This window comes from Pseudoduganella aquatica (assembly GCF_009857595.1).
Classification (GTDB): Bacteria; Pseudomonadota; Gammaproteobacteria; order Burkholderiales; family Burkholderiaceae_D; genus Rugamonas; species Rugamonas aquatica_A.
Window position 1 is genome coordinate 52,484 of record NZ_WWCU01000007.1, and the last position, 26,985, is coordinate 79,468.

The following is a 26,985-nucleotide window of genomic DNA, read 5'->3' on the forward strand; positions in this document are numbered from 1 at the left end:
GGGCATGAACTTCCGCCGCGGCCAGCACCGCGAAGACCCGGAGATCAACCTGATCCCTTTCATCGACGTGCTGCTGGTGATACTGATCTTCCTGATGGTGACGACCACGTACAGCAAGTTCACCGAGCTGCAGATCACGCTGCCGACGGCCGAGGCCGAGAAGGCGCACGAGCGGCCCAACGAAATCAACGTAACGGTGGACGCCAAGGGCAACTACACGGTGAACAACGTGCCGGTGTCGTTCCAGAACGTGGCGGGGTTGGCCGAATCGCTGAAAAGCGCGGCCAAGGACGCCAAATCGCCGGTGGTCATCATCAACGCCGACCAGTTCGCGATGCACCAGATGGTCATCAACGTGATGGAAGCAGCGCGGTTGGCCGGCTACGACAAGCTCACCTTCGCCGCCCAGACCGGCACCGCCAAATAAGAAACCTCCCAACGATTCAGCCCCTTCCTACAAGCAGCCTGAGCCGCATTCACCCCACTTCGGGGTCAGACCCCGAAGTGGGGTGAATGCGGCTCAGTTCGTTGGGGTGGGGGCTGCTAATAAAGTTCTAATGTCTAAAACTTCCTCGCTTGAATTGACGCTGACGCGCAATTGGCTGCGCAAGGGGCCGCTTGCGTGTGCGCTGTGGCCGCTGTCGCTGCTGTTTGGTGCGTTATCCGGCTTGCGCGGGGCGCTGTTCCGCTGGGGCGTGCTGAAGTCGGAGCGGCTGCCGGTGCCGGTGGTGGTGGTGGGGAATATCTTTATCGGCGGCACGGGCAAGACGCCGCTGACCATTTGGCTGGTGCAGGCTTTGCAGCAGGCGGGTTTTACGCCGGGCGTGATTTCGCGCGGCTTCGGCAGCAAGGACGGCGCGCCGCGCCTGGTGGGGCCGCGCTCGACCCCGCAGGAGGTGGGCGATGAGCCGCTGCTGATCGCCCTGCGCACCGGCTGCCCGGTAATGGTGGGCCGCGACCGCGCCGCAGCGGGCAGGGCGCTGCTGGCCTTGAATCCTGCCGTGGATGTGCTGGTGGCGGACGATGGCTTGCAGCACTATAAGCTGCAGCGCGATGTGGAAATCGTGCTCTTCGACGGGCGCGGCGTGGGCAATGGCTGGCTGCTGCCGGCCGGGCCGCTGCGCGAGCCGCCTTCGCGCCGGCGCGATTTTACCGTCGTCAACACGGCCGCGCTGACCGCCGAGCTGGCCGACAGCGTGGCGCCGCTGTCCAGCATGGCCCAGCGCGCCCTGGGCCGCGCGGCGGCCACCGGCCAGGCCTCCGTGCCGGTGCAGATGGTGCTGGCGGGCGATATCGCCGAGCGCCTGGCCGACCGCAGCGAGCGCGTGCCGCTGGCCGAACTGGCGCGGCGCCCGCTGCGCATCGCGGCGGCGGCCGGCATCGGCAATCCGGCGCGCTTTTTCGGCATGCTGCGCGCCGCCGGACTGGACGTCATCGAGCTGCCTTTGCCCGACCATCATGATTTCCTCGACCACCCATTCGACGGCCTGGATGCGGATCTCATCCTGATGACCGAGAAGGATGCAGTAAAATGTGCCCAAATTGAAGAACTGAGGGACGACCCGCGCTTGTGGGTGGTTCCGGTGACAGCGCGCATCGATGCCGCGCTGGCCGAATACATTGTGGAGAAATGTCGTGGATGCTCGTCTGCTTGATATCCTGGTCTGCCCCGTTTGCAAGGGCCCGCTGGAGTACGATAAAAAAGCCCAGGAAATGATTTGCCGCGGCGACCGCCTGGCCTACCCGATCCGCGATGGCATCCCCATCATGTGGGCCGATGAGGCCCGTACCCTGCAGGATGCGGTGGAATAAGGACGGAACCGTGAGCTTTGTCGTCATTATCCCGGCGCGCCTGGCGTCCACCCGCCTGCCGAACAAGCCGCTGGCCGACCTGGGCGGCAAGCCCATGGTGGTGCGCGTGGCCGAGCGGGCCGCGCAGGCCGGCGCGGCCCGCATCATCGTCGCCACCGACCATGAGGACATCCGCGCCGCCTGCGAGCAGCACGGCGTGGAGGTGTGCATGACGCGCGCCGACCATCCTTCCGGCACCGACCGCATCGCCGAGGTGGCGCGCGCGCTGGACCTGGCGCCGGATGCGGTGGTGGTCAATCTGCAGGGCGACGAGCCGCTGATCGATCCCGCGCTGCTGGCCGCCGCCGCCGCCCGCATCGGCGCCGATGTGCCCATGTCGACCTGCGCCCACCCGCTGCACGAGGCGGCGGACGCGTTTAACCCGAATGTGGTGAAGGTGGTGCTGGACAAGGCCGGCCGCGCCCTGTACTTCTCGCGCGCCACCATCCCGTGGCATCGCGACGCCTTCGCCAAGGACAAGAGCGTGCTGCCGGGCGCGGACTCGGCTTACGTGCCGCTGCGCCATATCGGCCTGTACGCCTACCGCAACGATTTCCTGCAGGCCTATCCGCAGCTGGCGGTGTCGCCGCTGGAGTCCATCGAGGCGCTGGAGCAGCTGCGCGTGCTGTGGCACGGCTATCCGATCGCGGTGCATGTGACCGACGCGGCCCCCGCCGCCGGGGTCGATACGCCGGAAGACCTGGAGCGCGTGCGCCGCCATTACGCCGCCTGATCCGCCCCGGCCGCCGGGCCGCGAGGCGGATTGCCCACGCTTTTTTCTTTTCCTTGACTCTTTCGTGTTTTTGGCATGCCAAATCGTCCACAAACTGGCGTCAGGCGGGCGTTTTGTGGTAAGTTTCGTGACGAAGGTAGACGAAGCGTCAGCATTTCCAACCATACCACCAGATTCTTATAATCGTTTTAGGACTTTTCATGCGTCTCATTCTGTTAGGAGCACCCGGAGCCGGCAAGGGCACCCAAGCGAATTTCATCAAGGAAAAATACAACATTCCTCAGATCTCCACCGGCGACATGCTGCGCGCGGCCATCAAGGCCGGCACGGAAATGGGCCTGGCTGCGAAAAAGGTCATGGACGCTGGCCAACTGGTATCGGATGACATCATCATCGGCCTGGTGAAAGAGCGCCTGAAAGAGGCCGATTGCGCCAACGGCTACCTGTTCGACGGCTTCCCGCGCACCATCGCGCAGGCTGACGCCATGAAGGACGCCGGCGTGAAAGTGGACTACGTGCTGGAAATCTCGGTGCCGGACGCTTCCATCATCGAGCGCATGGACGGCCGCCGCTGCCACCCTGGCTCGGGCCGCGTGTACCACGTGAAATTCAATCCGCCTAAAGTCGAAGGCAAGGACGATGTCACCGGCGAAGACCTGGTGCAGCGCGACGACGACAAGGCCGAGACCGTGAAGAAGCGCCTGGATGTGTACCACAACCAGACCGAGGTTCTGCTGGGCTACTACAACACCTGGGCACAGTCCGGTGACAGCGTCGCGCCGAAGTACCGCAAGATTGAAGGCGTGGGCGCCGTGGAAGAAATCCGCGACCGCGCGTTCGCCGCCTTGTCGAACTAAGCTTCCCGCACCCCGCAGTACCCCTCCGCAGGCGGACCCATCGGTCCGCCTCGTCGTTTCCGCCCCTCCCCAAGCTCTTCAACAAGTTGTTCCAAAGTACAACAGACGGTACGCCTGCGCGCTACTACACTAGACGTGGGGATTCCGTACATCATATGGAGGCAAAAAATGAATATGAGAGACTGGAGCATAGGCCGCCGGCTGGCCTTGGGTTTCACGGTGCTGCTGGCAGGGCTGATCTTCAATACCGGCTTCGGCATCTACCGCCTGCAGGGCAGCGCCGACGCCACCCGCGCCATGATGGAAGTGCCGCTGGCCAAGGAGCGATTGATCTCCGAGTGGTACCGCATCGTCTACGCCGGCATACGCCGCACCACCGCCATCGCCAAGAGCAGCGACACTTCGCTGGCCACCTTCTTCGCCGAGGACATCGCGGCCTCCACCAAGCGCGCCCAGGAGCTGATCAAGCAGATCGAGGTCCTGACCACCGACGAGGATAAAAAACTGATGGCCGACCTGGTCGCGTTCCGCAAGGGCTATGTGGACTCGCGCGACGGCATCAACAAGGCCAAGGCGGCCGGCAATATGGAGGAGGCGGCCAGGCTGCTGACCAACGTGTACCAGCCCGCCGCCAAGGGCTACGAGGCCATGCTGCAGAAGCTGCTCGAGCACCAGAACAAGCAGATCGACGACGCTGCGCGCGAGATCGACGCGGTTACCGCGCAAAGCCGCAATCTCCAGCTGGTGCTGACGGCCTTGACGGTGGCCTTCAGCGTGGCCTTCGCCTGGTGGCTGTCGACCGGCATTACGCGGCCGATGCGGCAGGCGGTGGACCTGGCCCGCCGCGTGGCCGATGGCGACCTGACCGGCGAGCCGGGCGGCGGCAACGCGCAGGGCAGCGGCCACGCCAAGGATGAAACCGGACAGCTGCTGCTGGCGCTGGAGGACATGCACCACGGCCTGGTGCGCATCGTGAGCCAGGTGCGCACCGGCACCGACGCCATCACGGCGGCGTCCGGCGAGATCGCCAGCGGCAACCTGGACCTGTCTTCGCGCACCGAGCAGCAGGCCAGCTCGCTGGAGGAGACCGCGTCCTCGATGGAGGAGCTGACGTCGACCGTGCGCCAGAACGCGGACAATGCGCGCGAGGCCAACCAGATGGCCATGGCGGCGTCGGACGTGGCCCGCAAGGGCGGCGAGGCGGTCTCGGACGTGGTGGGCACGATGCAGTCGATCGACGAGTCTTCTCGCAAGATCGTCGATATTATCGGCGTGATCGACGGCATAGCGTTCCAGACCAATATCCTGGCGCTGAACGCGGCGGTGGAGGCGGCGCGCGCGGGCGAGCAGGGCAGGGGCTTTGCGGTGGTGGCGTCCGAGGTGCGCAACCTGGCGCAGCGTTCGGCCGCGGCGGCGCGCGACATCAAGACCCTGATCGGCGATTCGGTCGACAAGGTCGGCGCCGGCACCCGCCAGGTGGCGCAGGCCGGCGCAACGATGCAGGAGGTTGTGGCCAGCATTGAGCGCGTTACCGTCATCATGGGCGACATTACCCATGCCAGCCAGGAGCAGAGCGCGGGCATCGACCAGGTGAACGGCGCCATCACGGAAATGGACAACGCCACCCAGCAGAACGCCGCGCTGGTGGAGCAGGCCGCCGCCGCCGCCCAGTCCATGCAGGACCAGGCCAGCGAGCTGGCGCTGGCGGTCAGCGTGTTCAAGCTGGACGGCATGGCGCACGGCGCCGCGCCTGCCTCCGCTGCGCGCAAGCCGGCGGCCCGGCCGGTGGTCAAGGCCGCCGCCAAGCCAGCCGCCAAGCCCGCCGCGCAGCTGGTCCGTCCTGCCCCGGCGGCCAAGGCCGGCCCCGCGCGCAAGCCCGCCCCTGCCGCCGCCGGCGACGATTGGGAGGAGTTCTGACCGGGCGTTCACAAAATCCCCACATTGGAGAAAAATCAATTCACGTGTGAATTGCTTAATTTTCCACGTTTGCTGTAGACTCGATATCAACTTCTGTTTTAGCCCGCCAACAACCGGCGGGCGCGTCAGCGCAGTACGCAGTTCGTAAGGCTGTAGTGATCGAGCTTGATAACAAACGAAGGGGACAATATGACAGCAAGCCTTTGGTTCGCGGTAGCCTGCGGCGTGATCGCCGTGGTGTATGGTTTATGGGCGCGCAGCTGGATTTTGCGGCAGGATGCCGGCAACGCGCGCATGCAGGAAATCGCAACGGCGATCCAGGAGGGCGCCGCCGCCTACCTGGGCAGGCAATACAAGACCATCGCCATGGTCGGCATCGTACTGCTGATCGCCATCGGCGTGTTGCTGGACGTGAAAACCGCGCTCGGCTTTCTGATCGGCGCGGTGCTGTCCGGCGCCTGCGGCTTCATCGGCATGAACGTGTCCGTGCGCGCCAATGTGCGCACCGCGCAGGCCGCCACCAAGGGCATGAACGAAGCGCTCGACGTCGCCTTCCGGGGCGGCGCCATCACCGGCATGCTGGTGGTGGGCCTGGGCCTGCTGGGCGTGGTGCTGTTCTACGCGCTGCTGACCGGCCTGGCCTCCAACGGCTACCCCAATCCCACGCTGACCCCGCACGACGTGATCAAGCCGCTGATCGGCCTGGCCTTCGGCGCTTCGCTGATTTCCATCTTCGCCCGCCTAGGCGGGGGCATCTTCACCAAGGGCGCGGACGTGGGCGCCGACCTGGTGGGCAAGGTCGAAGCCGGCATCCCCGAGGATGACCCGCGCAACCCGGCCGTGATCGCCGACAACGTGGGCGACAACGTCGGCGACTGCGCCGGCATGGCGGCCGACCTGTTCGAAACCTATGTGGTGACCCTGATCGCCACCATGCTGCTGGGCGCGCTGATGATCGTCAATGCGCCGACCCAGGCCATCGTCTATCCGCTGCTGCTGGGCGCGGTGTCCATCCTCGCGTCCATCGTCGGCTGCTCCATGGTCAAGGCCAAGCCGGGCAAGAAGATCATGTCGGCGCTGTACACCGGGCTGTGGTGGGCGGCGGGCCTGTCGCTGGTGGGCTTTGCCGCCGTCACCTGGCAGGTATGGCCGGACGACGCCATGCGCTACAAGATGATGGGCTCGACCGTGGTCGGCATCGTGCTGACCGGGCTCATGGTCTACATCACCGAGTACTACACCGGCACCGACTTCCATCCGGTGCGCCACATCGCCGAGGCTTCCACCACCGGGCACGGCACCAACATCATCGCCGGGCTGGGCGTGTCCATGAAATCCACCGCCTATCCGGTGCTGGCCGTGTGCGCGGCCATCCTGGTGTCCTACCAGCTGTCCGGCCTGTACGGCATCGCCATCGCCGCCACGTCCATGCTGTCGATGGCGGGCATTGTGGTGGCGCTGGACGCCTATGGCCCGATTACCGACAACGCCGGCGGCATCGCCGAAATGTCCGGCATGCCGGATTCGGTGCGCGCCATTACCGATCCGCTGGACGCGGTGGGCAACACCACCAAGGCCGTCACCAAGGGCTACGCCATCGGCTCGGCCGGCCTGGCTGCGCTGGTGCTGTTCGCCGACTACACGCACGCGCTGGAGTCGGTGGGCAAGAGCATCACCTTCGACCTGTCCAACCCCATGGTGATCGTGGGCCTGATCATCGGCGGCCTGATACCGTACCTGTTCGGCGCCATGGCGATGGAGGCGGTGGGCCGCGCGGCGGGCGCCGTGGTGGTGGAGGTGCGGCGCCAGTTCCGCGACATCAAGGGCATCATGGATGGCACCGGCAAGCCGGAATACCACAAGGCGGTGGACATGCTGACCGCGTCGGCCATCAAGGAGATGATCGTGCCGTCGCTGCTGCCGGTGCTGGTGCCGGTGCTGGTGGGCATGCTGCTGGGTTCGGCGGCGTTGGGCGGGCTGCTGATGGGCACCATCATCACCGGCCTGTTCGTGGCCATTTCCATGACCACCGGCGGCGGCGCCTGGGACAACGCCAAGAAATACATCGAGGACGGCAATTTCGGCGGCAAGGGCTCGGACGCGCACAAGGCGGCCGTCACCGGCGACACCGTGGGCGATCCGTACAAGGATACGGCGGGGCCGGCGGTCAATCCGCTGATCAAGATCATCAACATCGTGGCGCTGCTGCTGGTGCCGCTGCTGCCTGCGTCGGGCTGGCTGTCGGTCACGCCGCAAGCGGCACACGCACCGCCAGCGCTGGTGGCGCCCGCGCCGGTACGGTAAGCGCAGGGCGGGTTAGGCCGAGGCGCAGCCTTGGCCGTAACCCGCAGGAGCCGCCGGAGCCGCCGCGCCGGCGGGTTACGCGGTTCCCGCTAACCCGCCCTACGGCCTGCGGCGTCCGGTGCCCGGTCCCCGGTCCGCGCGCCAAGGCGGGCCGGGTGGCGGTATCATGTCCTGTCGCCGCGCTGCGGGAGGATGCCATGAAGACCGTGTTTGCCGCACTGCTGGCCTGCCAGCTCATTTCCCCGGCCGCCGATGCCCGGCAGCCCGCCGCGCCGCTGCCGCGCGTGGTGCCGGATGCCGCGGGCGGCGAAGCGGCCGCCGAAGCCTTCCGCAGGCTGCCAGTCTGCTCGCTCGCCCCCGGCGGCAAGAAGCTGCTGGTCGAGCCTTGCCGCCCCGCGCCTTACCGCAACTTCGCCCAGCGCCGCCAGGCGGAGCAAACCGCGCCGCAACCCCGCTTGGCTCCGCCGCCATCCTCCCAGCCGCTGCCGCAGCTTTCGCGTCCGCCTGCCACCGCCTATGTTCCCGCCCCGGCGGCCCCCGCGCCATCCTCCATCCGTCCCCTGGGCACGTGCGACGCCGCCGGCTGCCGCGACGCCAGCGGCACCCGCTACCAGGGCACCGGCCCGGTGGTGCTGGACCCGTCCGGCCGTCCCTGCCGCACGGATGGCCACTGGGTGCAGTGTTGAGCTACAATTGGCATTTACGCTTACGTAAACGTAAAGTATGGTTTTCGCAAAACAACCGGATAGGGGAAGACATGCAAATCAAGGACAACGTATTCATCATCACCGGCGGCGCGTCGGGCCTGGGCGCCTCGACTGCGCGCATGATCGTGGACGCGGGCGGCAAGGTGGTGCTGGCCGATGTGCAGGCCGAAGCCGGCCAGGCGCTGGCTGCCGAATTGAAGGGTGTATTCGTCAAGTGCGACGTCACGTCGGAAGCGGACGGCAAGGCCGTGGTGGAAGCAGCCGCCGCGCTGGGCACGCTGCGCGGCCTCATCAACTGCGCCGGCGTGGCGCCGGCCGTGAAAACCGTGGGCAAGGACGGCCCGCATCCGCTGGACGTGTTCCAGCGCACCGTGAACATCAACCTGGTGGGCACCTTCAATATGTGCCGCCTGGCGGCGGACGCCATGGGCAAGACCGAAGCGGCCGAGCACGGCGAGCGCGGCATCATCATCAACACCGCCTCCGTGGCGGCCTATGACGGCCAGATCGGCCAGGCGGCCTATGGCGCCTCCAAGGCCGCCGTGGTGGGCCTGACGCTGCCCATGGCGCGCGACCTGTCGCGTAGCGGCATCCGCGTGATGACCATCGCCCCCGGCATCTTCGAAACCCCCATGCTGCTGGGCATGCCGGCCGAAGTGCAGGACGCGCTGGGCAAGATGGTGCCGTTCCCGCCGCGCCTGGGCAAGCCGTCCGAATACGCCATGCTGGCCAAGTCGATTATCGAAAACGTGATGCTGAACGGCGAAACCATCCGCCTGGACGGTGCTATCAGGATGCAACCGAAATAAACTTGCTGTAGGATGCGAAAGTCATCGGGCGCGCAGCCTTGGTTGCGCGCCCGATTTATTTTTGGAGCTTACATGATCAAGTTGCACGCGCTGGCATTGGCCGCACTGTTGGCCGCACAATCGGCATCCATCGCTTACGCCCAGGACAGCGCCCAGCGCGCGCCTGAAATCGCCACCGGCTACACCGAGAAAACCGGCGTCGTCGCCGAAAAATACATGGTGGCCTCGGCCAACCCGCACGCCTCCGCGGCGGGCTACGAGATGCTCAAGCAGGGCGGCAGCGCGATCGACGCGGCCATCGCCACCCAGCTGATGCTCACGCTGGTCGAGCCGCAGTCGTCTGGCATAGGCGGCGGCGCCTTCGTGATGCACTTCGACGGCAAGCGCGTGCAGGCTTATGACGGCCGCGAAACCGCGCCTTCGGCCGCGACCGAAAAACTGTTCCAGGACGCGAACGGCAAGCCGCTCTCGCGTGAAGCGGGCGTGGTGGGCGGCCGCTCCACCGGCGCGCCCGGCGTGCTGCGCATGCTGGAGCTGGCGCACAAGGAGCACGGCAAGCTGCCGTGGGCCACGCTGTTCGGCCCCGCCATCAAGCTGGCGGAAAACGGCTTTGCCGTCAGCCCGCGCCTGAACGGCCTGCTGACCTGGGACAAATACATCTCCCGCGACCCGGTGGCCGCCGCCTATTTCTACGGCCCGGACAAGAAGCCCTGGCCGGTGGGCCACGTGCTGAAGAACCCCGAGCTGGCGCGCACCCTGCGCGAAGTGGCCAAGGGCGGCGCGGACGCGTTCTACAAGGGCCGCATCGCCGGCGACATCGCCGCCAAGGTGGCGTCGCACCCGGGCAATCCCGGCCTGCTGACGGCGGCCGACATAGCCGCCTACCAGGCCAAGCGGCGCGACCCTGTGTGCTCCGACTATAAAACCTGGACCGTGTGCGGCATGCCGCCGCCGTCTTCCGGCGGCATCGCCATCGCGCAGATGCTGGGCGTGCTCGAGACCAAGGGCATGGAGCGCTACGCGCCGGTGAACGGCCAGCTGGGCGTGGAAGCCATCCACCTGTTCTCGGAAGCGGGCCGCCTGGCCTACGCCGACCGCGCCCGCTATGTGGCCGACACCGACTTCGTGCCGCTGCCCGGTAAGGGCGCGGCGGCGCTGCTGGACAAGCACTACCTGCAGCAGCGCGCCTCCCTGATCGGCGAGCGCTCCATGGGCAGTGCGCGCTTTGGCGTGCCGGACTCCGTCAATGTGGCCTGGGGCGTGGACAACGCCATCGAAAGCCCGGCCACCTCCCACCTGTCGGTGGCGGACGCCTACGGCAACGTGATCTCCATGACCACCTCGGTGGAAGACGCATTCGGCTCGCGCCAGATGGTGGACGGCTTCATCCTGAACAACCAGCTGACCGACTTCTCCTTCGATTCGGTGGACGAGAACGGTCCCATCGCCAACCGCGTCCAGCCGGGCAAGCGCCCGCGCAGCGCCATGTCGCCCACGCTGGTGTTCGACAAGGCCACCGGCAAGCTGGTGCTGTCGACCGGTTCGCCGGGCGGCTCGGCCATCATCAACTACGTGGCCAAGGTGCTGGTCGGCACGCTGGACTGGAAGCTGGACGTGCAGCAGGCCATCAGCCTGCCCAATTTCGGCAGCCGCAACGGCCCCACCGAGCTGGAAGCGGCGCGCGTGGCGCCGGCCGTGGTGGACGCGCTCAAGGCGCGCGGCCACGAAGTGCGCCAGTACGAGCAGAACTCCGGCCTGCAGGGCATCATGCGCGTCACGCGCAACGGCAAGGAAGTGTGGTTTGGCGGCGCCGATCCGCGCCGCGAGGGCGTTGTGCGCGGCGACTGACCCTGCTACTCTTGTCAGATGGGAATGAAAAAGAAAACAGGTCTGGTCCTCTCCGGCGGCGGCGCGCGCGCCGCCTACCAGGTGGGTGTGCTGCAAGCGATTAACGAGATCCTGTGGGAAGAAGGCTGGCCGCCTTCGCGCAATCCGTTCAACATCATCTGCGGCACATCGGCCGGCGCCATCAACGCCACGGCGCTGGCCTGCCGCGCCGACAATTTCAGCGAGGGCGTGCAGAAGCTGCTCGACGTCTGGCAGAACTTCTCGGTGGAGCAGGTCTACCGCGCCGACTCGCTGGGCGTGATCCGCTCCGGCGCGCGCTGGCTGTCACTGCTGTCCTTCGGCTGGCTGCTGCGCAAGTGGCGCGCTGCGCCGCCGCGCTCCCTGCTCGACAACACCCCGCTGGTCAGCCTGCTGCACCGCATGCTGGACCTGCCGCGCCTGGACACGGTGCTGCAGGAGGGCCTGCTGCACGCGCTGGCCGTCACCGCCTCGTCCTACACCGGCGGCCAGCACGTCACCTTTTTCCAGACCGCCGCCGAGATCGCGCCGTGGGTGCGCACCCAGCGCATCGCCATGCAGGACCAGATCGGCGTGGAGCACCTGCTGGCCTCGTCGGCCATCCCCTTCATTTTCCCAGCCACGCCGCTTTACCTGGGCGGCCAGCACGAATACTGCGGCGACGGCTCCATGCGCCAGCTGGCGCCCATCTCGCCGGCCATCCACCTGGGCGCCGACAAGGTGCTGGTGATCGGCGCGGGGCGCCTGTCCGAGCCGGTGCAGCAGCGCAGCGAGACCGCGCGCTACCCCAGCCTGGCGCAGATCGCCGGCCATGCGCTGTCCTCGATTTTCCTCGACAGCCTGGCGGTGGACATCGAACGCCTGGAGCGCATCAACAAGACCTTGTCGCTGCTGCCGCCGGAGTACCTGTCGCAAACACCGCTCAAGCCGGTCGAGCTGCTGGTGATCGCGCCGTCCGAGCGGCTGGACGATATCGCCAGCCGCCACATCGGCAGCCTGCCTGCGCCGATACGCACCATGCTGTCGGGCATAGGCGCCACCGAAACGCGCGGTTCCTCGCTCGCCTCCTACCTGCTGTTTGAATCGACGTACACCTGCGAGCTGATACGCCTGGGGCAGCGCGATACGCATGCGCGCAAGGCCGACGTGCTGGCCTTCTTCAATAGCTAGGACCTGCCTGTGCTGCTTGCGCTGCCTGTCCGCCGTGTTCTCTGCCTCGCAGCCATGCTGGCATGCGGCCTGCTGCCGCCGGCGCAGGGCGCCGCGCCGCCGCGCACGCTGCGCTTCGAGCAGCTGGACGTGCAGGACGGCCTGGCGCAGGAGTCGGTGCTGGCGGTGGCCCAGGACCAGCAGGGCTTCATGTGGTTCGGCAGCCAGGCCGGCTTGAGCCGCTACGACGGCGCGCGCATCCTGACCTACCGCAACGCCGTGTCCGACCCGCGCAGCCTGGCCGACAACTGGGTGCGCGTGCTGCACGTGGACCGCGCCGGCCGCATGTGGATAGGCACCGACGGGGGGCTGGACCGCTACGAGCCGCTTACCCAGAGCTTCACGCATTTCCCGCCCAGCGAGCCGGCCAAGCGCGGCAACGGCAACCGCCACGTGCGCGCCATCGTCGACGACGGCAGCGGCGGGCTGTGGATAGGCACCTCGGATGGCCTGCAGCACTTCGATCCGGCCACCGGCCGCTACACCTACTGGCACCACGACGCCGAGCTGCCGGGCAGCCTGGGCAGCGACCAGGTGAACGCGCTGGCGCGCGACGCCGCCGGCCGGCTGTGGGTGGGCACGGCGGCGGGCCTGGACCTGCTGGAACCCGGCGCGCAGGCCTTCCGCCACTTCAAGGTGGAGGCGGCGCCGGACACGCGCTTCGAGGCCGTGCTGTCGCTGTTCGCGGACAAGAACCATGTGCTGTGGATAGGCACCATGGCCGGCATCGAGCAATGGAAGCTGGCCAAGGGCGCCGAGGCGCCGCAGCGCCGCCGCCTGAGCGAGAAGCAGGGCCTGAAGCCGGGCGTGGTGACGGTGATCTACCAGGACGTCGAAGGCACGCTGTGGGCCGGCAGCCAGACCGAGGGCCTGTTCCGCTGGCGCCCTGCCGAGGACCGCTTCGTGCAGTACCGGCACCAGGTCTCCGACCCGCACAGCCTGGCGGACAACTACGTGTCGGCGCTGTTCCGCGACCGCCTGGGCACCATGTGGGTGGGCACCTGGTACAGCGGCGTGAGCCGGGTGGACCTGGGCAGCGGCGGCTTTGCGCGCCTGGTGCACGACGCCGAACGTCCGCGCTCGCTGAGCGACAACAAGGTGCGCGCCATCGTCGACGCCGGCGGCGGCAAGCTCTGGCTGGGCAACAACGACGGCCTCACCCTGTACGACCCGATCAGCGGCGAGGGCCAGGTGTTCCGCGATCCGGCGCCCGACTTTGCCGACGTGCGCGACCCGCAGGTGATCTCGCTGTGGAAGGAGAAGAACGGCAGCACGCTGTGGGTGGGCGGGCGCAACGGCCTGCGCCGCTTCGACACGGCCACGCGCCGCTACCAGCGCGTGCGCGCCTGGCACAGCGATCCCGACGGCGACAACGTGCGCAACATCGTGGGCGACCGCGGCGGCGTGCTGTGGGTGGCCACGCGCGGCGGCCTGCACCGCTACGATCCGAAGACCGGCGCCAGCCACACCTACCGCCACGACCCGGCCGACAGCAACAGCCTGGCCGACAACGTGGTGCGCCCCATCCTGGAGGACAGGCGCGGCGCGCTGTGGGTGGGCACGTTCAACGGCCTGGACCTGCTGGACCGCCAGAGCGGCCGCTTCCGCCACTTCCACCACGACCCCAAGGATCCTGCCTCCCTCAGCCATGACGAGGTGCACTACCTGTTCGAGGACAAGCAGGGCGTGATCTGGGTCGGCACGGCGGCGGGCCTGAACCGCATGGAGCAGGCCGCCGACGGCACGGTGCGGTTCAAGCGCTACCAGCGCAAGGACGGCCTGGCCGACGACGCCATCGCCGGCATACTGGACGACGAGCAGGGCCACCTGTGGCTGAGCACCAATACTGGCATCACGCGCTTGTCCGTGCCGGGCGGCGAGGTGCGCAACTACGCCGGCGCCGACGGCACCATCGAGGGCGCCTACTTCGACGGCGCGGCGCTGCGCACGCCCGACGGCACCATGTATTTCGGCGGCTTCAACGGCGTGACCGCTTTCGCGCCGGGCGAGATCCGCGAGAACAGCGTGGCGCCCACGGTGGCCATTACCGATTTCCAGATCTTCAACAAGTCGGTCAAGGCCGGCCAGGACGGCGAGCGCAGCGTGCTCAAAAGCGCCATCGAGCACACCGCCGCGCTCACGCTGCGCGAGGAGGACTCGGTGTTCTCGCTGGAGTTCGCCGCGCTGCACTACGCCGCACCGCAGCGCAACCGATACGCCTACCAGCTGCAGGGCTTCGACCACGACTGGGTGGTGACCGACGCCGGCAAGCGCTTCGCCACCTACACCAACCTCGATCCGGGCCGCTACGTGTTCCGCGTGAAGGCGGCCAACAAGGACGGCATCTGGAACGACAACGCGGCCACGCTGGAGATCACCATCCTGCCGCCGCTGTGGAAGACCTGGTGGTTCCGCGGCGGCATGGCGCTGCTGCTGCTGGGCAGCGCCTACGGCGTGTACCGCGTGCGCATGCGCCAGCTGCGCGGCCAGAAGACCCGCCTGGAGCAGCAGGTGGGCCTGCGCACGGCCGAGGTGGAGCTGAAGAACCAGCTGCTGCAGCAGCAGAAGATGGAGCTGGAAAAGCGCCGCCTGGAAGCGGAGGCGCAGCGCGCCGAGGCCGAGCAGCGCCATATGGACGCCGAGCGCCAGCGCCAGGAAGTGGAATTGCAGAAGGAGGCGGTGGAGCAGGCGCACCGCAATATTTCGGTGCTGAGCGAGATCGGGCGCGAAATGAGCGCCACGCTGGACATCGAGAAAGCCATGCGCACGCTGTACCGCCACGTGCGCCACCTGATGGACGCGCACATGTTCGGCATCGGCTTCTACCGCGAGGAGGAGGGCGTGCTGGAGTTCCCGTTCTCGATGGAGCGCGGCGTGCGCAGCCTGCCATACAGCCGCAAGGTGGACGACCCGGACCAGCTGGCCGTGTGGTGCTTGCAGCACCGGCACGACATCTTCATCAACGACTTCTTCGCCGAATACAGCCGCTACATGGGGCCGGCCGGGCTGGAAAAGCTCAAGCCGGTGCTGCTGGCCGACGGCAGCGAGCCCGATTACGCGCAGTCCATGCTGTACACGCCGCTGATCGTGAACGACCGCGTGGTGGGCGTGCTGTCGGTGCAGAGCAAGGAAACCCACGCCTACCGCCAGGTGCACCTGGACATGCTGCAAACGCTGGCCGCGCACGCCGCCGTGAGCCTGGACAACGCGCTGGCCTACCAGCGCCTGGAGGAAACGCTGCAGGAACTGCGCGAGACGCAGGTGGAGCTGATGCAGCAGCAGGCCAAGGTGCGGCTGCACACCGAGGAGCTGGCGCTGGCCAACCGCGCCTTGCAGGACAACGAGGAGCGCCTGCGCTACGCCAAGCAGAAGGCGGAAGACGCCACGCGCCAGAAGTCCGAGTTCCTGGCCAATATGAGCCACGAGATGCGCACCCCGCTGGCCGGCGTGATCGGCATGCAGGGCTTTGCGCTGCGCGACGCCACGCTGCAGGACGTGACGCGCGAGCAGATCGAACGGGCGCAGGTCAACGCGCAGGCGCTGCTGGGCATCATCAACGACCTGCTGGACTTCTCCAAGATCGAAGCGGGCAAGCTGAGTATCGAAAATATCGACTTCGCGCTGGCCGGCATGGTGCAGAACGTGGCCGCGCTGTTCGACGAGCAGGCCGCCGCCTACAGCGTGGGCTTCTCGGTGGAGCTGGACGAGAACCTGCCGGTGTACGTGCTGGGCGACCCGACCCGCTTGCGCCAGGTGCTGGTCAACCTGGTGGGCAACGCCTTCAAGTTCACTCAGCGCGGCGAGGTGCGCCTGCGCGTGGAGCGCTTGCCCGCGCCGCAGCCGGCGCCGGTGCGCCCGGGCGACAACCTGATCCGCTTCACGGTGGAGGACACCGGCATCGGCATCCCGGCCGACGCCATGCCGCGCCTGTTCCAGAAGTTCGAGCAGGCCGACACCACCACCACGCGCCGCTACGGCGGCACCGGCCTGGGGCTGGCCATCTGCCGCCAGCTGGTGGAGCTGATGGGCGGCGAGATCCGCGTGGCCAGCACGCCGGGCGTGGGCAGCGTGTTCACCTTCGAGCTGCCGCTGGCCGACGGCGTGGCGCCGCCCACGGTGGTGCATATGCCGCGCGAGCCGCACAGCCACCAGCTCAAGGTGCTGTGCGCCGAGGACTATCCCACCAACCAGATCATTATCCGCATGATGCTGGAGGAGCTGGGCCACAAGGTTGACGTGGCGGCCAACGGCCTGCTGGCGGTGGCCGCCTGCGCGCGCACCCGCTACGACCTGATACTGATGGACGGCCGCATGCCGGAGATGGACGGCCCCACCGCCACCCGTTTGATACGCGAGGGCGGCCCGGACGGCGCGCCGGTGCGCGACCAGGAACTGATGATCATCGCGCTGACCGCCAACGCCAGCGAGGAAGACCGCAGCCGCTACCTGGCGGCCGGCATGGACGATTTCCTGACCAAGCCTATCGACGAAGCTGCGTTGCACTATCAGCTGAGCCGCGCCATCGAGCGCCAGCTGCAGCGCGGCATCGTGCTGCAGCGCATGGGGCCGCGCGCGCCCAGCATCGATGAACTGGACGCCATGTTCGGCGTGCCGTCCGCGCCGGTCGCGCCGTCCGTCGCAGCCGCCGTGCACGGCCCGCGCGGGCATGACGACGATCCCTTGAAGGCGCGCCTGCGCGCCGCCTTCCTGGCCGACCTGCCTGCGCGCCTGGCCGACCTGGACGAGGCCATCGTCCACGGCGACAGCGACGGCGCGGCGCGCCTGTTCCACGGCATGAAGGGCAGCGCGGCCTACCTGGACGAACCGGAACTGCGCGACCTGTGCGGCGAACTGGAAGAACGCGCCGACCGCGCCGCGTGGGAAGAAATCGCCTTGCGCATGCCGCAGCTGCGGGTCCTGCTGGCGGCGACGGCCGGCATGGACGGCATGGCTCAAGCGGACTGACAGCGAACCGCTTATCGGTTATATTGACGTTAGTGCCACAGAACGGCGACAACTGACTGACAGCGCGTATCTGCAAAGGGGTACGGCAGGGCACTGGAGACCTACATGAAAGTTTTGGTAGTGGATGACGACGTGGTGTCGCGCATGGTGCTGATGCACCTGATCGACAGCTGCGGAAAATTCGACATCGTGGAAGCGGAAGACGGCGCGGACGCCTGGCAGCAGCTGGAAGACGGCTTGCGGCCTGCCATCGTCTTTTGCGACTTGCGCATGCCGCGCCTGTCCGGCATGGAGCTGCTGCAGCGCGTGAAAGGCAACCACGCCCTGAACGCCGTGCCCTTCGTGCTGGTGTCCTCGGCCACCGACAAGGAGACCGTGCAGCAGGCCACCAAGGCCGGCGCGGCCGGCTACATCGTCAAGCCCTTCCAGGCCGACCAGGTGCGCATCCACCTCACCGCCTTCCTCGACCAGGCCGCCAGCGGCTACGAGCACGTAGCTGAAACCCCGTCCGCCACGCAGCTGCGGCTGGGCATCAACGCCGACCGCCTGCTGGTCTACCTGACCGGCTTCCAGAACCAGCTCACCGTGGCCAGCGGCGAACTGGACGCCTTGTTCGCGCGCGGCGAGCAGCAGGAGGCGCAAGCCCGTATCGACCGTTTGCACGCCGGCTGCGTCACGCTGGGCCTGCACGGCGCGGCGGCGGCGCTGAAGAGTTTCGCGCCCGGATTTCTGTCCAGCGACGCGGTGCAGGCCGTGCTGTCGGACGTGATACGCGCCGTTATCCACCAGTCCGCGCTGGTGCGCAAATCGATTGGCGGCGGCAACTGAATCTGCTTGTGGCAGAAATGGTTTAGGTTTAAATTAGCCGTCAGGCTGACTTGAACCGACCATCTATCCAGGGCGACCATGAACAGACCCAATGCCGCACCCTTACCGGGGTTGAGCGACAGCGCACACGAAGACCCCTTCACGCGCATGAATCTGCCAGCAGCGGACCTGTGGCCCGAGCTGCGCTTCGACCTCCCCGAACTCAACTATCCGGAACGCCTGAACTGCGTGGCGGAACTGCTGGACCGCGCCCTGGCGGCAGGACAGGGTGGCCGCATCGCCATCCACTACGCGCACGGCGGCGCGGACCGCAGCTGGACCTATGCGCATCTGCTGGAGCAGGTGGACCGCATCGCCCACGTGCTGCGCGGCCCCATGGGACTGAAGACCGGCAACCGCGTGCTGCTGCGCGGCGCCAACAATCCCATGATGGCGACCGCCGTGCTGGCGGTGCTCAAGGCCGGGCTGGTTGCCGTGCCCACCATGCCGCTGCTGCGCGCGCGCGAACTGGGCGCCATCATGGCCAAGGCCAAGGTGGACGCGGTGCTGTGCGCCGCCAGCCTGCGCACGGAACTGGAAGCGGCCGAAGGCTTGCCCGCCCAGGTGGTCTGGTTCAACGCCGAGGCGGCGGATGATGCATCGCTCGAAGCCATGATGACGCTGCAGCCCGCCGGCTTCGCCGCCTGCGATACCGCTGCGGACGACGTCTGCCTGATCAGTTTCACCTCCGGCACCACCGGCGTCCCCAAAGGCACCATGCATTTCCACCGCGACGTGCTGGCCATTTGCGACTGCTTCCCGCGTTCGGTGCTGCGCTCCGAACCCGGCGACATCTTCATCGGCACGCCGCCGCTGGCGTTTACCTTCGGCCTGGGCGGCCTGCTGCTGTTCCCGCTGCGCGTGGGCGCCGCCACCGTGCTGCTGGAAAAGCTCACGCCCGAAACGCTGCTGCAGGCCATCCAGCAATACCGCGCCACGGTGTGCTTCACCGCTCCCACCTTCTACCGCCAGATGGCGCCGCTGGCCGCCAGGTACGACATCGCCAGCCTGAAAAAATCCGTCTCGGCGGGCGAAGCGCTGCCGCTGGCCACGCGCGAGGCCTGGCAGCAGGCCACCGGCCTGCGCATGATAGACGGCATAGGCGCCACCGAAATGCTGCACATCTTTATCTCGGCGGCGGACGGCGACATCCGCCCCGGCGCCACCGGCAAGCCGGTGCCCGGCTACCAGGCCTGCATCCTGGACCGCGACGGCAATCCGGTGGGGCCGGGCATGGTGGGACGGCTGGCCGTGAAAGGCCCGACCGGCTGCCGCTACCTGGCCGACGACCGCCAGCGCGACTATGTCCACCATGGCTGGAACCTCACCGGCGACGCCTATGAAATGGACGCCGACGGCTATTTCTTCTACCGCTCGCGCACGGACGACATGATTATCTCCGCCGGCTACAACATCGCCGGCCCCGAGGTGGAGGACGCGCTGCTGCGCCATCCGGCGGTGGCCGAATGCGGCGTGGTCGGCACGCCGGACGAGGAGCGCGGCCAGGTCGTCGAAGCCCACGTCGTGCTCAAACCCGGCTATGATGCGTCGCCGCAGTTGGCCGCCGAATTGCAGGAGTTCGTGAAGGGCCAGATCGCGCCTTACAAATACCCGCGCGCCATCCGTTTCCTGGCCGCCTTGCCGCGCACCGAAACGGGCAAGCTGCAGCGCTTCAAACTGCGCGCCAGTCCAAGTAAATAAGCAAGGAAGACTTATGCCATTACCCGAAAACCAGGACCTGGACCTGGCCAGCCGCCTTACGCAGGAACACCACCAGTCGCTCAAGCTGTGGCTGCGCATGCTGTCCTGCACGGTGAAGATAGAGAATGAAATCCGCAGCCGCCTGCGCACCACCTTCGGCATCACGCTGCCGCGCTTCGATCTGATGGCGCAGCTGGAACGCCACCCCGAGGGGCTGCGCATGGGCGAACTGTCCAAGCGCATGATGGTCACCGGCGGCAACATCACCGGCATCACCGACCAGCTGGAGCAGGAAAACCTGGTCATGCGCGTGCCCGATCCGAAGGATGGCCGCGCCTACAGCGTCAAGCTCACGCAGGAGGGCCGCAGCGCCTTCGCCAGGATGGCGGCGGTGCATGAAAGCTGGGTAGCCGAACTGCTGCAGCCCATGCCGGCGGCCGACAAAGGCCAGCTGATCGACCTGCTGTCGCAGATGAAGCGCCACCTGAACGCGCCGGAATAGGCGCTGTCTGCGGTGCGGCGGGCATTCTAATCCAATCGTGGCGACAGGCGCGCACCATTGTGATAGCGTTGAATCTTTTGCAATGGTTGATGGAGGTTGTATGTTGAACGCTGTGAAGGCCGCCACTGTGGCGGGCCTGCTCTGGAGCCTGGGGGCGGCGCCGGCGTATGCCACCCCCATCATGACGTCCGAATTGAAGACCCAGCTGCTGGGCTGGCTGGGCAGCGCGAATACTGAGCTGGACCAGCTGTTCGTCCGCAAGGACGGCGACAGCGCCGCGCAGTTCCATGCCGCCGCGGACGGCAAGGGCGCCACGTTCTCGCTGCTGCGCGCGCGCGACAGTGCCGGCAACATTTGGGTAATCGGCGGCTACAATCCGCAAAGCTGGAGTTCGGTGGACGGGGAGAACATCACCATACCCGAGTCCGAGCGCACCGCCTTTATCTTCAACGCCACCGCGGGCCATATGTACCGCCAGGTGCCCGCTCCGCCGGACCAGGGAGTGCCGGACTACGGCTCGCACCAGACCTATAACTGTGCCAAGTGCGGACCGGCCTTTGGCAGCGGCGCGGACCTGCTGGTGAATGAGGACCTGGCCACCGGCGGCAGCTCTTATCTGACCTCTTACTACAGCTTCGAGCCGGGCGCCGAGCCCTTTGGCGGCAGCGTGGCGGGCACCGGCCAGTTCACCTACCTGGCAATGGAGGTGTACGCCGTGCGTGCAGTGCCGGAACCTGGGACGCTGGCCTTGCTGGTGGCCGGATTGGGTGTCATGGCCTACGCCTGCCGCAAACCGAACTGAACGTTAGAGGGGAAAAAAATTCCCGCATCACGCGCGTTTCTTGGTGATATACTGCATTTGTTCTTGTCATTTGGAAATATATATTTCATATGGGCAATATAAATAAAGACGAAATCCTGCTCATGCTCGAGCGGATGGAAGACGAGCTGATGCTCGCCGAAGTGGAGCGCATGGCTGGCCTGGCCGAGGCGGGCGCGGTGCGCACCGAGCTGGCGCAGCGCGCCGATGCGGCCTTGCGCACGTGCACGGCGGTGATCGCGCGCGCGCAGGGCGGCTGCCTGGTGAGCGAGGCGAGCCGCAAGCTGTTCGACACGCACGCCGGCGTCACGCTGGAAGTGCGCCTGCGCGGCGCGGCCGACAGCCTGCTGACGGTCAGCCTGCACCTTCCAAGCGAAGGCGAAGCGTCGCTGGTGGCCGAGCGTTCCAGCGGCGGCCTGCGCTACTTCAGCGGCAAGCTGACCTTGCCCAGCGGCGCCGAACCGCAACTGAGCGCCATGCTGTCGCAGGCGCTGGAACACGCACTGCAGCCAGCCTGACGTTACAGCATCGGCAGGCGCAGTGCATCGACGATGGTGCGCATCAGGCCGGTGCGCCGCCCGGTGTAGGGTGGGAAAAACAGCTTGATGAGCATGAGCGGCGAGGCGCGCAGTACCGCGCGCTCGTGCGAGAAAGCCTTGAAGCCATACTCGCCGTGCGCGCTGCCCATGCCTGAATTATTCACGCCGCCGAACGGCAGATTGCCGTGCGCGAAATGTGCCACGCAATGGTTCACGCAGGCGCCGCCCGAGCTGGTCTGCTCCAGCACCTTTCCCACCGCGCGCCGGTCTGTGCTCCACACGTACAAGGCCAGCGGCTTGGGCGCCGCGTTGATGGCGGCGATCACCTGGTCCAGCTCCGTGTAGCCGATAATGGGCAGCAGCGGACCGAAAATCTCCTCCGACAGTATCGCCGCGCCGGCTGGTATCCGGTCCAGCAGCGTGGGCGCGATATAGCACTGATCTTCATCCACTTCGCCGCCTGCCAGCAGGCGCGCGCCGCGCTGCTGCGCATCCGCCAGCAGACTTGCCAGGCGTTGCGTGTGGCGCCGGTTCACAACGCGCGCCAGATCGGCGCTGGCCTTCTGCGCCGCCGGACCGGCGCCGTAGCGCTGCTGCAACACGGCGCGGCAGGCATCCACGAAAGCGTCTTTCACGGACGCGTGCACATAGACATGGTCGGGCGCCACGCAGGTCTGGCCGTTGTTCAGGAACTTCCCCCACATCAGCGTTTCCGCCGCCAGCTTGAGGTTGGCGCTGGCGTCCACGATGCTGGGCGACTTGCCGCCCAGCTCCAGCGTCACGCTGGCCAAGTGCCTGGCTGCGGCCGCCATCACCAGCTTGCCCACGGCGGGCGAGCCGGTGAAAAAGATGTGGTCGAAAGGCAGCTCCAGCAGCACCCGCGAGGTAGGCTGGCTGCCCTCGAACAGCGCCACCTCGTTGGCCGGGAATACGCTGGCGATAATGCGGCCCATCAGCGCGGACACGGCAGGCGTCATCTCGGACGGCTTGATGATGGCCGTGTTGCCCGCCGCCAGCGCCGACACCAGCGGTCCGAAGCACAAACTCAGCGGATAGTTCCACGGCGCCACGATCAGCACGCGCCCGCGAGGCTGGTACTGCACCGACGCGCGCGTGCCCAGCATGGTGGTGGTGGGCCATACCGTGCGCGGCTTCATCCAGCGTTTCAGGCGGCCCAGCGCATGGCGGATCTCATCCATCACCGGCAGGAATTCAGACGCCTCCACCTCCGCTGGCGGTTTGCGGTAATCCTGCGCGAACGCTGCGTAGAAAGCCTCGCGCTGCGCCATCATCGCATCGCGCAGGCGGCGGATGCGTCGCAGCCTTTGCTGCGCCGTGGACGTGCGCCACGCCAGCGCAGTGGCCAGCTGCGCATCAAATGTGGCCTGGATATCGAGAGGATCAGCTTCGCTCATGGGGCTGGAATGGTAAAAGTAATCCGGCCAGCGTAGCACGGCGGCGTTGCCGTTTTTTACATAAACCCTCTAATCGCCTCGCCAGGCAATGAACTTTTTGCGGCGGAGATTGTCTGTCATCAAACCGGCGGCTCCAATCGGGTTGTAGATTGACTTTTTCAACCCGGCAGACGATTAAATCATATGCGGGACGATAGCGCGGCTCGCCTGGAAATCTACTTTCGTCAGTATCGTGGCATTGCTCGTGCAATAGTTTTAGAAGAGCTACTTACGAGACACCCTGCGTTGCGCTTGAGCGATATCGGCCCCGGAGCACTGGAGCAAGCATCCGAATGGCATGATCGGCGGGTCGGGTGGAACTGGGACAGACTGTTGCGGCGAGCAAGGAAGCGGCCGAGGCGAATTGAACTGGCAATTTGGGTTCACTCCAGACTGTGTGGGTTGGCACTTGGCAGAGTCAGCGATGGCAAAGTCGTGGCGAGCTTGGACTGGCTGGAACGTGATCCGCATGCTGTGCATTTGGTTCGCTTCATCGAAGCGATCGCTACGCGCTACATTGAGACTATGGGCGCGCTCACTGGCTGCGATCAAGCTGTGCTGTGGCGGCCCGCGCCGGATCTGCTGGACTTCTATATAGACTTGGGCTACACCAGTGTAATAAGGCGAGGTGGTGCGGTGCTGGGCCTGCGGAAACGTCTTACTACGGCGCAAACGGCAACTGAGGACTGAATATGAAAGTTCGGATTGCAGGGAAAAAAATGGCCGCTGCATGCTTTAAAGATCGTGCAGTCGAGCAGCGAAAATTAGCTATGGAAATCGATGTCAGTAAGGAGGTCGAGCGCGCAAAGCCCTACGCTGACGCTACCAGAGACGATTTTTGGTCGAGAGTTGCATCGGCAGCGAGCCCAGTCAAAGGCTCCGAGGGAGCTTGCTTGGTGGGCGCGCCAACCCAGCATGGCGAATCTGCGCAGAGGAAGATGCTGGTGGTCCCCCCGACTGGAATCGAACCAGTATCCCACGCTTAGGAGGCATGTGCACTATCCATTGTGCTACGGGGAGGACGCTAGGCGAGCGCAATTATAGCCGATGGGCAGGCAAAAAATAGTCCCGCCTCCCCGATGTCGGTACAATGCTGGCTTCATTCATCTTTTCAGCGGCTTCCTCACCACGCCGCGCGCAGGCTTACTCACTATGGCAGTCATCTCTCTTTCTTCCGCGCAACTGGCGTTCGGCCACTTTGCGCTCCTTGACCATGCGGAATTTTCGCTGGAAACGGGCGAACGCGTCGGCCTGATCGGCCGCAACGGCACGGGCAAGTCGTCCCTGCTGAAAATCATTTCCGGCCGCTTCAAGCTCGACGACGGCTTGCTGGTGATGCAGCAGGGCCTGAAGATCGCCTACGTGGAGCAGGAGCCGGTGTTCGAGCCGGAGATGACGGTGTACGAGGCGGTGGCGTCCGGCATGGGCGACCTGCAGGACCTGCTGAAGGAGTACGACGCGCTGACCGGCCAGTTCGGCCAGGGCGACGACGACGCGCTGATGGAGCGCATGCACGACATCCAGGTCAAGCTGGACGCGGCCGATGCATGGAACCTGAAAAACAAGGTGGAAGCCACGCTGGACCGCTTGAACCTGGCCGCCGAGTCGCTGATGAAGACCCTGTCCGGCGGTATGCAAAAGCGCGTGGCGCTGGCGCGCGCGCTGGTGTCGGCGCCGGACGTGCTGCTGCTCGATGAACCGACCAACCACCTGGACTTCACCTCCATCATGTGGCTGGAAGGCCTGCTCAAGGACTACAAGGGCTCGGTGCTGTTCATCACCCACGACCGCTCCTTCCTGGACAACGTGGCCACCCGCATTATCGAGCTGGACCGTGGCCGCCTGCTGTCCTATCCGGGCAACTTCACCACCTACCAGGTGCGCAAGGCCGAACAGCTGGAGATCGAGGAAATCGAGAACGCCAAGTTCGATAAATTCCTGGCCCAGGAAGAAGTGTGGATACGCAAAGGCGTGAAGGCGCGCCGCACCCGCGACGAAGGCCGTGTGCGCCGCCTGGAGCGCCTGCGCGAGCAGCGCGCCGTGCGCCGCGACCAGCAGGGCCAGGTCACCCTGCAGGTGTCGGCCGGCGACCGCTCGGGCAAGATCGTGGCGGAACTGGAGAACGTGTCCAAGTCCTACAACCGTAAGATCGTCAACAATTTCAGCGCCACCATTCTGCGCGGCGACAAGGTGGGCCTGATCGGCGCCAACGGCGCCGGCAAGACCACCCTGCTCAAGCTGATTCTGGGCGAGGAAACGCCGGACAGCGGCACCGTCAAGCAGGGCACCAAGCTGCAGGTGGCGTACTTCGACCAGATGCGCACCCAGCTCAACGAGGAAGCCAGCCTGCTGGAAACCATCGCCCCGGGCAGCGACTGGGTGGAAGTGAACGGCCAGCGCAAGCACGCCATGAGCTATCTGAGCGACTTCCTGTTTGCGCCGGAACGCGCGCGTTCGCCGGTCAAGACCCTGTCCGGCGGCGAGCGCAACCGCCTGCTGCTGGCGCGCCTGTTCGCCAAGCCGGCCAACGTGCTGGTGCTCGATGAACCGACCAATGACCTGGATATCGACACCCTGGAGCTGCTGGAAGAGCTGCTGGAAGACTACCCGGGCACCGTGTTCCTGGTCAGCCACGACCGCATGTTCCTGGACAATGTGGTGACCCAGGTGATCGTGGCCGAAGGCGAGGGCAACTGGCGCGAATTCGTCGGCGGCTACACCGACTGGGAGCGCGTGCGCGACACCACGGCCACCGCCAAGGCCGCCGCCGCCAAGGCCGCCCCGAAAGTGGAGGCCGCCCCGGCCGCCGCTGCCGCCGCGCCTGCTGCTGCCAAGAAGAAACTGTCCTACAAGGAACAGCGCGAGCTGGACGAGCTGCCGAAGCAGATCGCCGCGCTGGAGGACGAGCAGACCGCGCTCAATCTGCAGCTGTCGGATCCCGATTTCTACAAGAAAAACGCGGCCGAAGCCAAGCGTGTGAACGCGCGTATTGAGCAAATCGAGGGCGAACTGCTGGAAGCTCTGGAAAAATGGGAAGCGATCGAGGCTCGCGCTAAGGGCTAGCAGCCGCCGCGCAGGCGTGCGCTGCTGCAGAGCGGAAAATTGTAAGATCTGCATTGTTGCTTAGCGGCCCGACCGGGCTGCGGCAGCAATGCAGATCTTTCAATTGGCCGAGGCGCACGACTGTGAAACCCTACCTCTCTACCGCCGAGCCCGCAGGTTCGGCCCCCGCCCTGGCACGGATTGTTCCGTTCGCCGTCTATCTGTTCTTTATTTTCATTGCCGACGTGCTGGTCCGCCTGGGCTATAGCGCGCAGGACACGCGCTGGCTGTACGGCGCAAAAATTCTCGCCGTCAGTGCCGCGCTGATGTTCTACTGGCGCCACTACGCCGAGCTGGCGTGGAAGGGCATGCGCGCGTCGCTGCTGGCGGCCAGCGTGGCCTTGGGCCTGCTGGTGTTCGTGCTGTGGATCAGCCTCGATGCGGGCTGGATGCAGATCGGCTCCGCGGCCGGTTTCGATCCGCGCGGCGCAGGCGGCGCCGTCAACTGGGGCCTGGTGGCGCTGCGCATCGCGGGCGCGGCCCTGGTGGTGCCGGTGATGGAGGAGCTGTTCTGGCGCTCGTTCCTGCTGCGCTGGCTCGATTCCCCCGATTTCCTCTCTGTCCGCGCGGCCGCCGTGTCGCTGAAGGCGCTCGCCATCACCGTGCTGCTGTTTGGCTTTGAGCACAACTTGTGGCTGGCCGGCATGGTTGCCGGCCTGGCCTACAGCCTGCTGTATATGCGCAGCGGCAATCTCTGGGCCGCCATCGTGGCGCACGGCGTCACCAATGGGGTGCTGGGCGCGTGGATCGTGGCCACCGGCAATTGGCACTACTGGTAAATC

Annotated in this window: 21 protein-coding genes and 1 tRNA gene; 20 read left to right on the top strand and 2 right to left on the bottom strand. The window is 66.4% G+C overall.

The window, feature by feature from the left end:
• The first annotated feature begins 4 nt into the window (after window positions 1-4).
• The 17 genes from GTP77_RS08710 to GTP77_RS08790 all read left to right on the top strand — a co-directional run bounded on the left by GTP77_RS08710 (window position 5) and on the right by GTP77_RS08790 (window position 21,626).
• Entirely contained in the window at window positions 5-427 is a 423-nt protein-coding gene (locus GTP77_RS08710) for an ExbD/TolR family protein (RefSeq protein ID WP_161071783.1), read from the top strand.
• 130 nt (window positions 428-557) lie between these two features.
• Window positions 558-1,655: a tetraacyldisaccharide 4'-kinase gene (gene lpxK, locus GTP77_RS08715; RefSeq protein ID WP_161071784.1), complete on the top strand. Its 1,098-nt coding sequence runs from the start codon at window positions 558-560 to the stop codon at window positions 1,653-1,655.
• Window positions 1,636-1,812: a Trm112 family protein gene (locus tag GTP77_RS08720; protein WP_082219489.1), complete on the top strand. Its 177-nt coding sequence runs from the start codon at window positions 1,636-1,638 to the stop codon at window positions 1,810-1,812. Before lpxK ends, GTP77_RS08720 begins: the two co-directional genes overlap by 20 nt.
• Before the next feature lie 10 nt (window positions 1,813-1,822).
• Complete coding sequence (gene kdsB / locus GTP77_RS08725; protein ID WP_161071785.1) at window positions 1,823-2,584, top strand: 3-deoxy-manno-octulosonate cytidylyltransferase; 762 nt, start codon at window positions 1,823-1,825, stop codon at window positions 2,582-2,584.
• A gap of 200 nt (window positions 2,585-2,784) precedes the next feature.
• Window positions 2,785-3,441, top strand: a complete 657-nt coding sequence (adk, locus tag GTP77_RS08730) for an adenylate kinase (RefSeq protein WP_161071786.1) — start codon at window positions 2,785-2,787, stop codon at window positions 3,439-3,441.
• 168 nt (window positions 3,442-3,609) lie between these two features.
• The gene (locus GTP77_RS08735; protein WP_161071787.1) at window positions 3,610-5,358 is read left to right on the top strand and encodes a methyl-accepting chemotaxis protein; all 1,749 of its coding nucleotides are present in this window, start codon (window positions 3,610-3,612) and stop codon (window positions 5,356-5,358) included.
• A 189-nt stretch (window positions 5,359-5,547) separates the two neighbouring features.
• Window positions 5,548-7,662, top strand: a complete 2,115-nt coding sequence (locus GTP77_RS08740; RefSeq protein WP_161071788.1) for a sodium-translocating pyrophosphatase — start codon at window positions 5,548-5,550, stop codon at window positions 7,660-7,662.
• Window positions 7,663-7,859: 197 nt separating this feature from the next.
• Window positions 7,860-8,348 (top strand): hypothetical protein, encoded by a 489-nt coding sequence (locus GTP77_RS08745; protein ID WP_161071789.1) that lies wholly within the window; start codon window positions 7,860-7,862, stop codon window positions 8,346-8,348.
• A 71-nt stretch (window positions 8,349-8,419) separates the two neighbouring features.
• Window positions 8,420-9,178 (top strand): 3-hydroxyacyl-CoA dehydrogenase, encoded by a 759-nt coding sequence (locus tag GTP77_RS08750; protein ID WP_161071790.1) that lies wholly within the window; start codon window positions 8,420-8,422, stop codon window positions 9,176-9,178.
• A gap of 72 nt (window positions 9,179-9,250) precedes the next feature.
• The gene (gene ggt, locus GTP77_RS08755; RefSeq protein ID WP_161071791.1) at window positions 9,251-11,026 is read left to right on the top strand and encodes a gamma-glutamyltransferase; all 1,776 of its coding nucleotides are present in this window, start codon (window positions 9,251-9,253) and stop codon (window positions 11,024-11,026) included.
• A gap of 18 nt (window positions 11,027-11,044) precedes the next feature.
• Window positions 11,045-12,214, top strand: coding sequence for a patatin-like phospholipase family protein (locus tag GTP77_RS08760; protein WP_161071792.1), 1,170 nt, complete (start codon window positions 11,045-11,047; stop codon window positions 12,212-12,214).
• Between the two features lie 54 nt (window positions 12,215-12,268).
• Entirely contained in the window at window positions 12,269-17,218 is a 4,950-nt protein-coding gene (locus tag GTP77_RS08765) for a two-component regulator propeller domain-containing protein (protein ID WP_161071793.1), read from the top strand.
• Between the two features lie 105 nt (window positions 17,219-17,323).
• Entirely contained in the window at window positions 17,324-18,046 is a 723-nt protein-coding gene (locus GTP77_RS08770) for a response regulator (protein ID WP_161071794.1), read from the top strand.
• A gap of 78 nt (window positions 18,047-18,124) precedes the next feature.
• Window positions 18,125-19,786, top strand: coding sequence for an AMP-binding protein (locus GTP77_RS08775; RefSeq protein WP_187358658.1), 1,662 nt, complete (start codon window positions 18,125-18,127; stop codon window positions 19,784-19,786).
• 13 nt (window positions 19,787-19,799) lie between these two features.
• Window positions 19,800-20,288, top strand: coding sequence for a MarR family winged helix-turn-helix transcriptional regulator (locus tag GTP77_RS08780; RefSeq protein WP_161071795.1), 489 nt, complete (start codon window positions 19,800-19,802; stop codon window positions 20,286-20,288).
• A gap of 100 nt (window positions 20,289-20,388) precedes the next feature.
• Entirely contained in the window at window positions 20,389-21,090 is a 702-nt protein-coding gene (locus GTP77_RS08785; RefSeq protein ID WP_161071796.1) for a PEP_CTERM-anchored TLD domain-containing protein, read from the top strand.
• A gap of 89 nt (window positions 21,091-21,179) precedes the next feature.
• Complete coding sequence (locus tag GTP77_RS08790; RefSeq protein WP_161071797.1) at window positions 21,180-21,626, top strand: hypothetical protein; 447 nt, start codon at window positions 21,180-21,182, stop codon at window positions 21,624-21,626.
• 2 nt (window positions 21,627-21,628) lie between these two features.
• Here GTP77_RS08790 and GTP77_RS08795 read toward each other — a convergent pair whose 3' ends face one another.
• A complete protein-coding gene (locus GTP77_RS08795; RefSeq protein WP_161071798.1) occupies window positions 21,629-23,062 on the bottom strand; it encodes an aldehyde dehydrogenase family protein in 1,434 nt (477 codons plus the stop codon).
• Between the two features lie 483 nt (window positions 23,063-23,545).
• Between GTP77_RS08795 and GTP77_RS08800 the strand changes: the two genes are divergently transcribed.
• The gene (locus GTP77_RS08800; RefSeq protein WP_161071799.1) at window positions 23,546-23,791 is read left to right on the top strand and encodes a hypothetical protein; all 246 of its coding nucleotides are present in this window, start codon (window positions 23,546-23,548) and stop codon (window positions 23,789-23,791) included.
• A gap of 255 nt (window positions 23,792-24,046) precedes the next feature.
• Here the strand turns inward: GTP77_RS08800 and GTP77_RS08805 are convergent.
• Window positions 24,047-24,121, bottom strand: a tRNA-Arg gene (locus GTP77_RS08805).
• 132 nt (window positions 24,122-24,253) lie between these two features.
• Here GTP77_RS08805 and GTP77_RS08810 point away from each other — a divergent pair.
• Window positions 24,254-26,164: an ATP-binding cassette domain-containing protein gene (locus GTP77_RS08810; protein ID WP_161071800.1), complete on the top strand. Its 1,911-nt coding sequence runs from the start codon at window positions 24,254-24,256 to the stop codon at window positions 26,162-26,164.
• A gap of 122 nt (window positions 26,165-26,286) precedes the next feature.
• On the top strand, window positions 26,287-26,982 hold the full coding sequence (locus GTP77_RS08815; RefSeq protein WP_161071801.1) for a CAAX prenyl protease-related protein: 696 nt from the start codon (window positions 26,287-26,289) through the stop codon (window positions 26,980-26,982).
• Window positions 26,983-26,985 lie beyond the last annotated feature (3 nt).

Excerpts from the sequence above, each read along its gene's own strand:
- GTP77_RS08785 (WP_161071796.1), top strand. The coding sequence starts at position 20,389 with ATGTTGAACGCTGTGAAGGCCGCCACTGTGGCGGGCCTGCTCTGGAGC.
- GTP77_RS08780 (WP_161071795.1), top strand. The coding sequence starts at position 19,800 with ATGCCATTACCCGAAAACCAGGACCTGGACCTGGCCAGCCGCCTTACG.
- GTP77_RS08710 (WP_161071783.1), top strand. The coding sequence starts at position 5 with ATGAACTTCCGCCGCGGCCAGCACCGCGAAGACCCGGAGATCAACCTG.
- GTP77_RS08790 (WP_161071797.1), top strand. The coding sequence starts at position 21,180 with ATGGGCAATATAAATAAAGACGAAATCCTGCTCATGCTCGAGCGGATG.
- adk (WP_161071786.1), top strand. The coding sequence starts at position 2,785 with ATGCGTCTCATTCTGTTAGGAGCACCCGGAGCCGGCAAGGGCACCCAA.
- GTP77_RS08765 (WP_161071793.1), top strand. The coding sequence starts at position 12,269 with ATGCTGGCATGCGGCCTGCTGCCGCCGGCGCAGGGCGCCGCGCCGCCG.
- lpxK (WP_161071784.1), top strand. The coding sequence starts at position 558 with ATGTCTAAAACTTCCTCGCTTGAATTGACGCTGACGCGCAATTGGCTG.
- GTP77_RS08810 (WP_161071800.1), top strand. The coding sequence starts at position 24,254 with ATGGCAGTCATCTCTCTTTCTTCCGCGCAACTGGCGTTCGGCCACTTT.
- GTP77_RS08745 (WP_161071789.1), top strand. The coding sequence starts at position 7,860 with ATGAAGACCGTGTTTGCCGCACTGCTGGCCTGCCAGCTCATTTCCCCG.
- GTP77_RS08740 (WP_161071788.1), top strand. The coding sequence starts at position 5,548 with ATGACAGCAAGCCTTTGGTTCGCGGTAGCCTGCGGCGTGATCGCCGTG.
- GTP77_RS08770 (WP_161071794.1), top strand. The coding sequence starts at position 17,324 with ATGAAAGTTTTGGTAGTGGATGACGACGTGGTGTCGCGCATGGTGCTG.
- GTP77_RS08750 (WP_161071790.1), top strand. The coding sequence starts at position 8,420 with ATGCAAATCAAGGACAACGTATTCATCATCACCGGCGGCGCGTCGGGC.
- GTP77_RS08735 (WP_161071787.1), top strand. The coding sequence starts at position 3,610 with ATGAATATGAGAGACTGGAGCATAGGCCGCCGGCTGGCCTTGGGTTTC.
- GTP77_RS08795 (WP_161071798.1), bottom strand. The coding sequence starts at position 23,062 with ATGAGCGAAGCTGATCCTCTCGATATCCAGGCCACATTTGATGCGCAG.
- GTP77_RS08775 (WP_187358658.1), top strand. The coding sequence starts at position 18,125 with ATGAACAGACCCAATGCCGCACCCTTACCGGGGTTGAGCGACAGCGCA.
- ggt (WP_161071791.1), top strand. The coding sequence starts at position 9,251 with ATGATCAAGTTGCACGCGCTGGCATTGGCCGCACTGTTGGCCGCACAA.
- GTP77_RS08760 (WP_161071792.1), top strand. The coding sequence starts at position 11,045 with ATGGGAATGAAAAAGAAAACAGGTCTGGTCCTCTCCGGCGGCGGCGCG.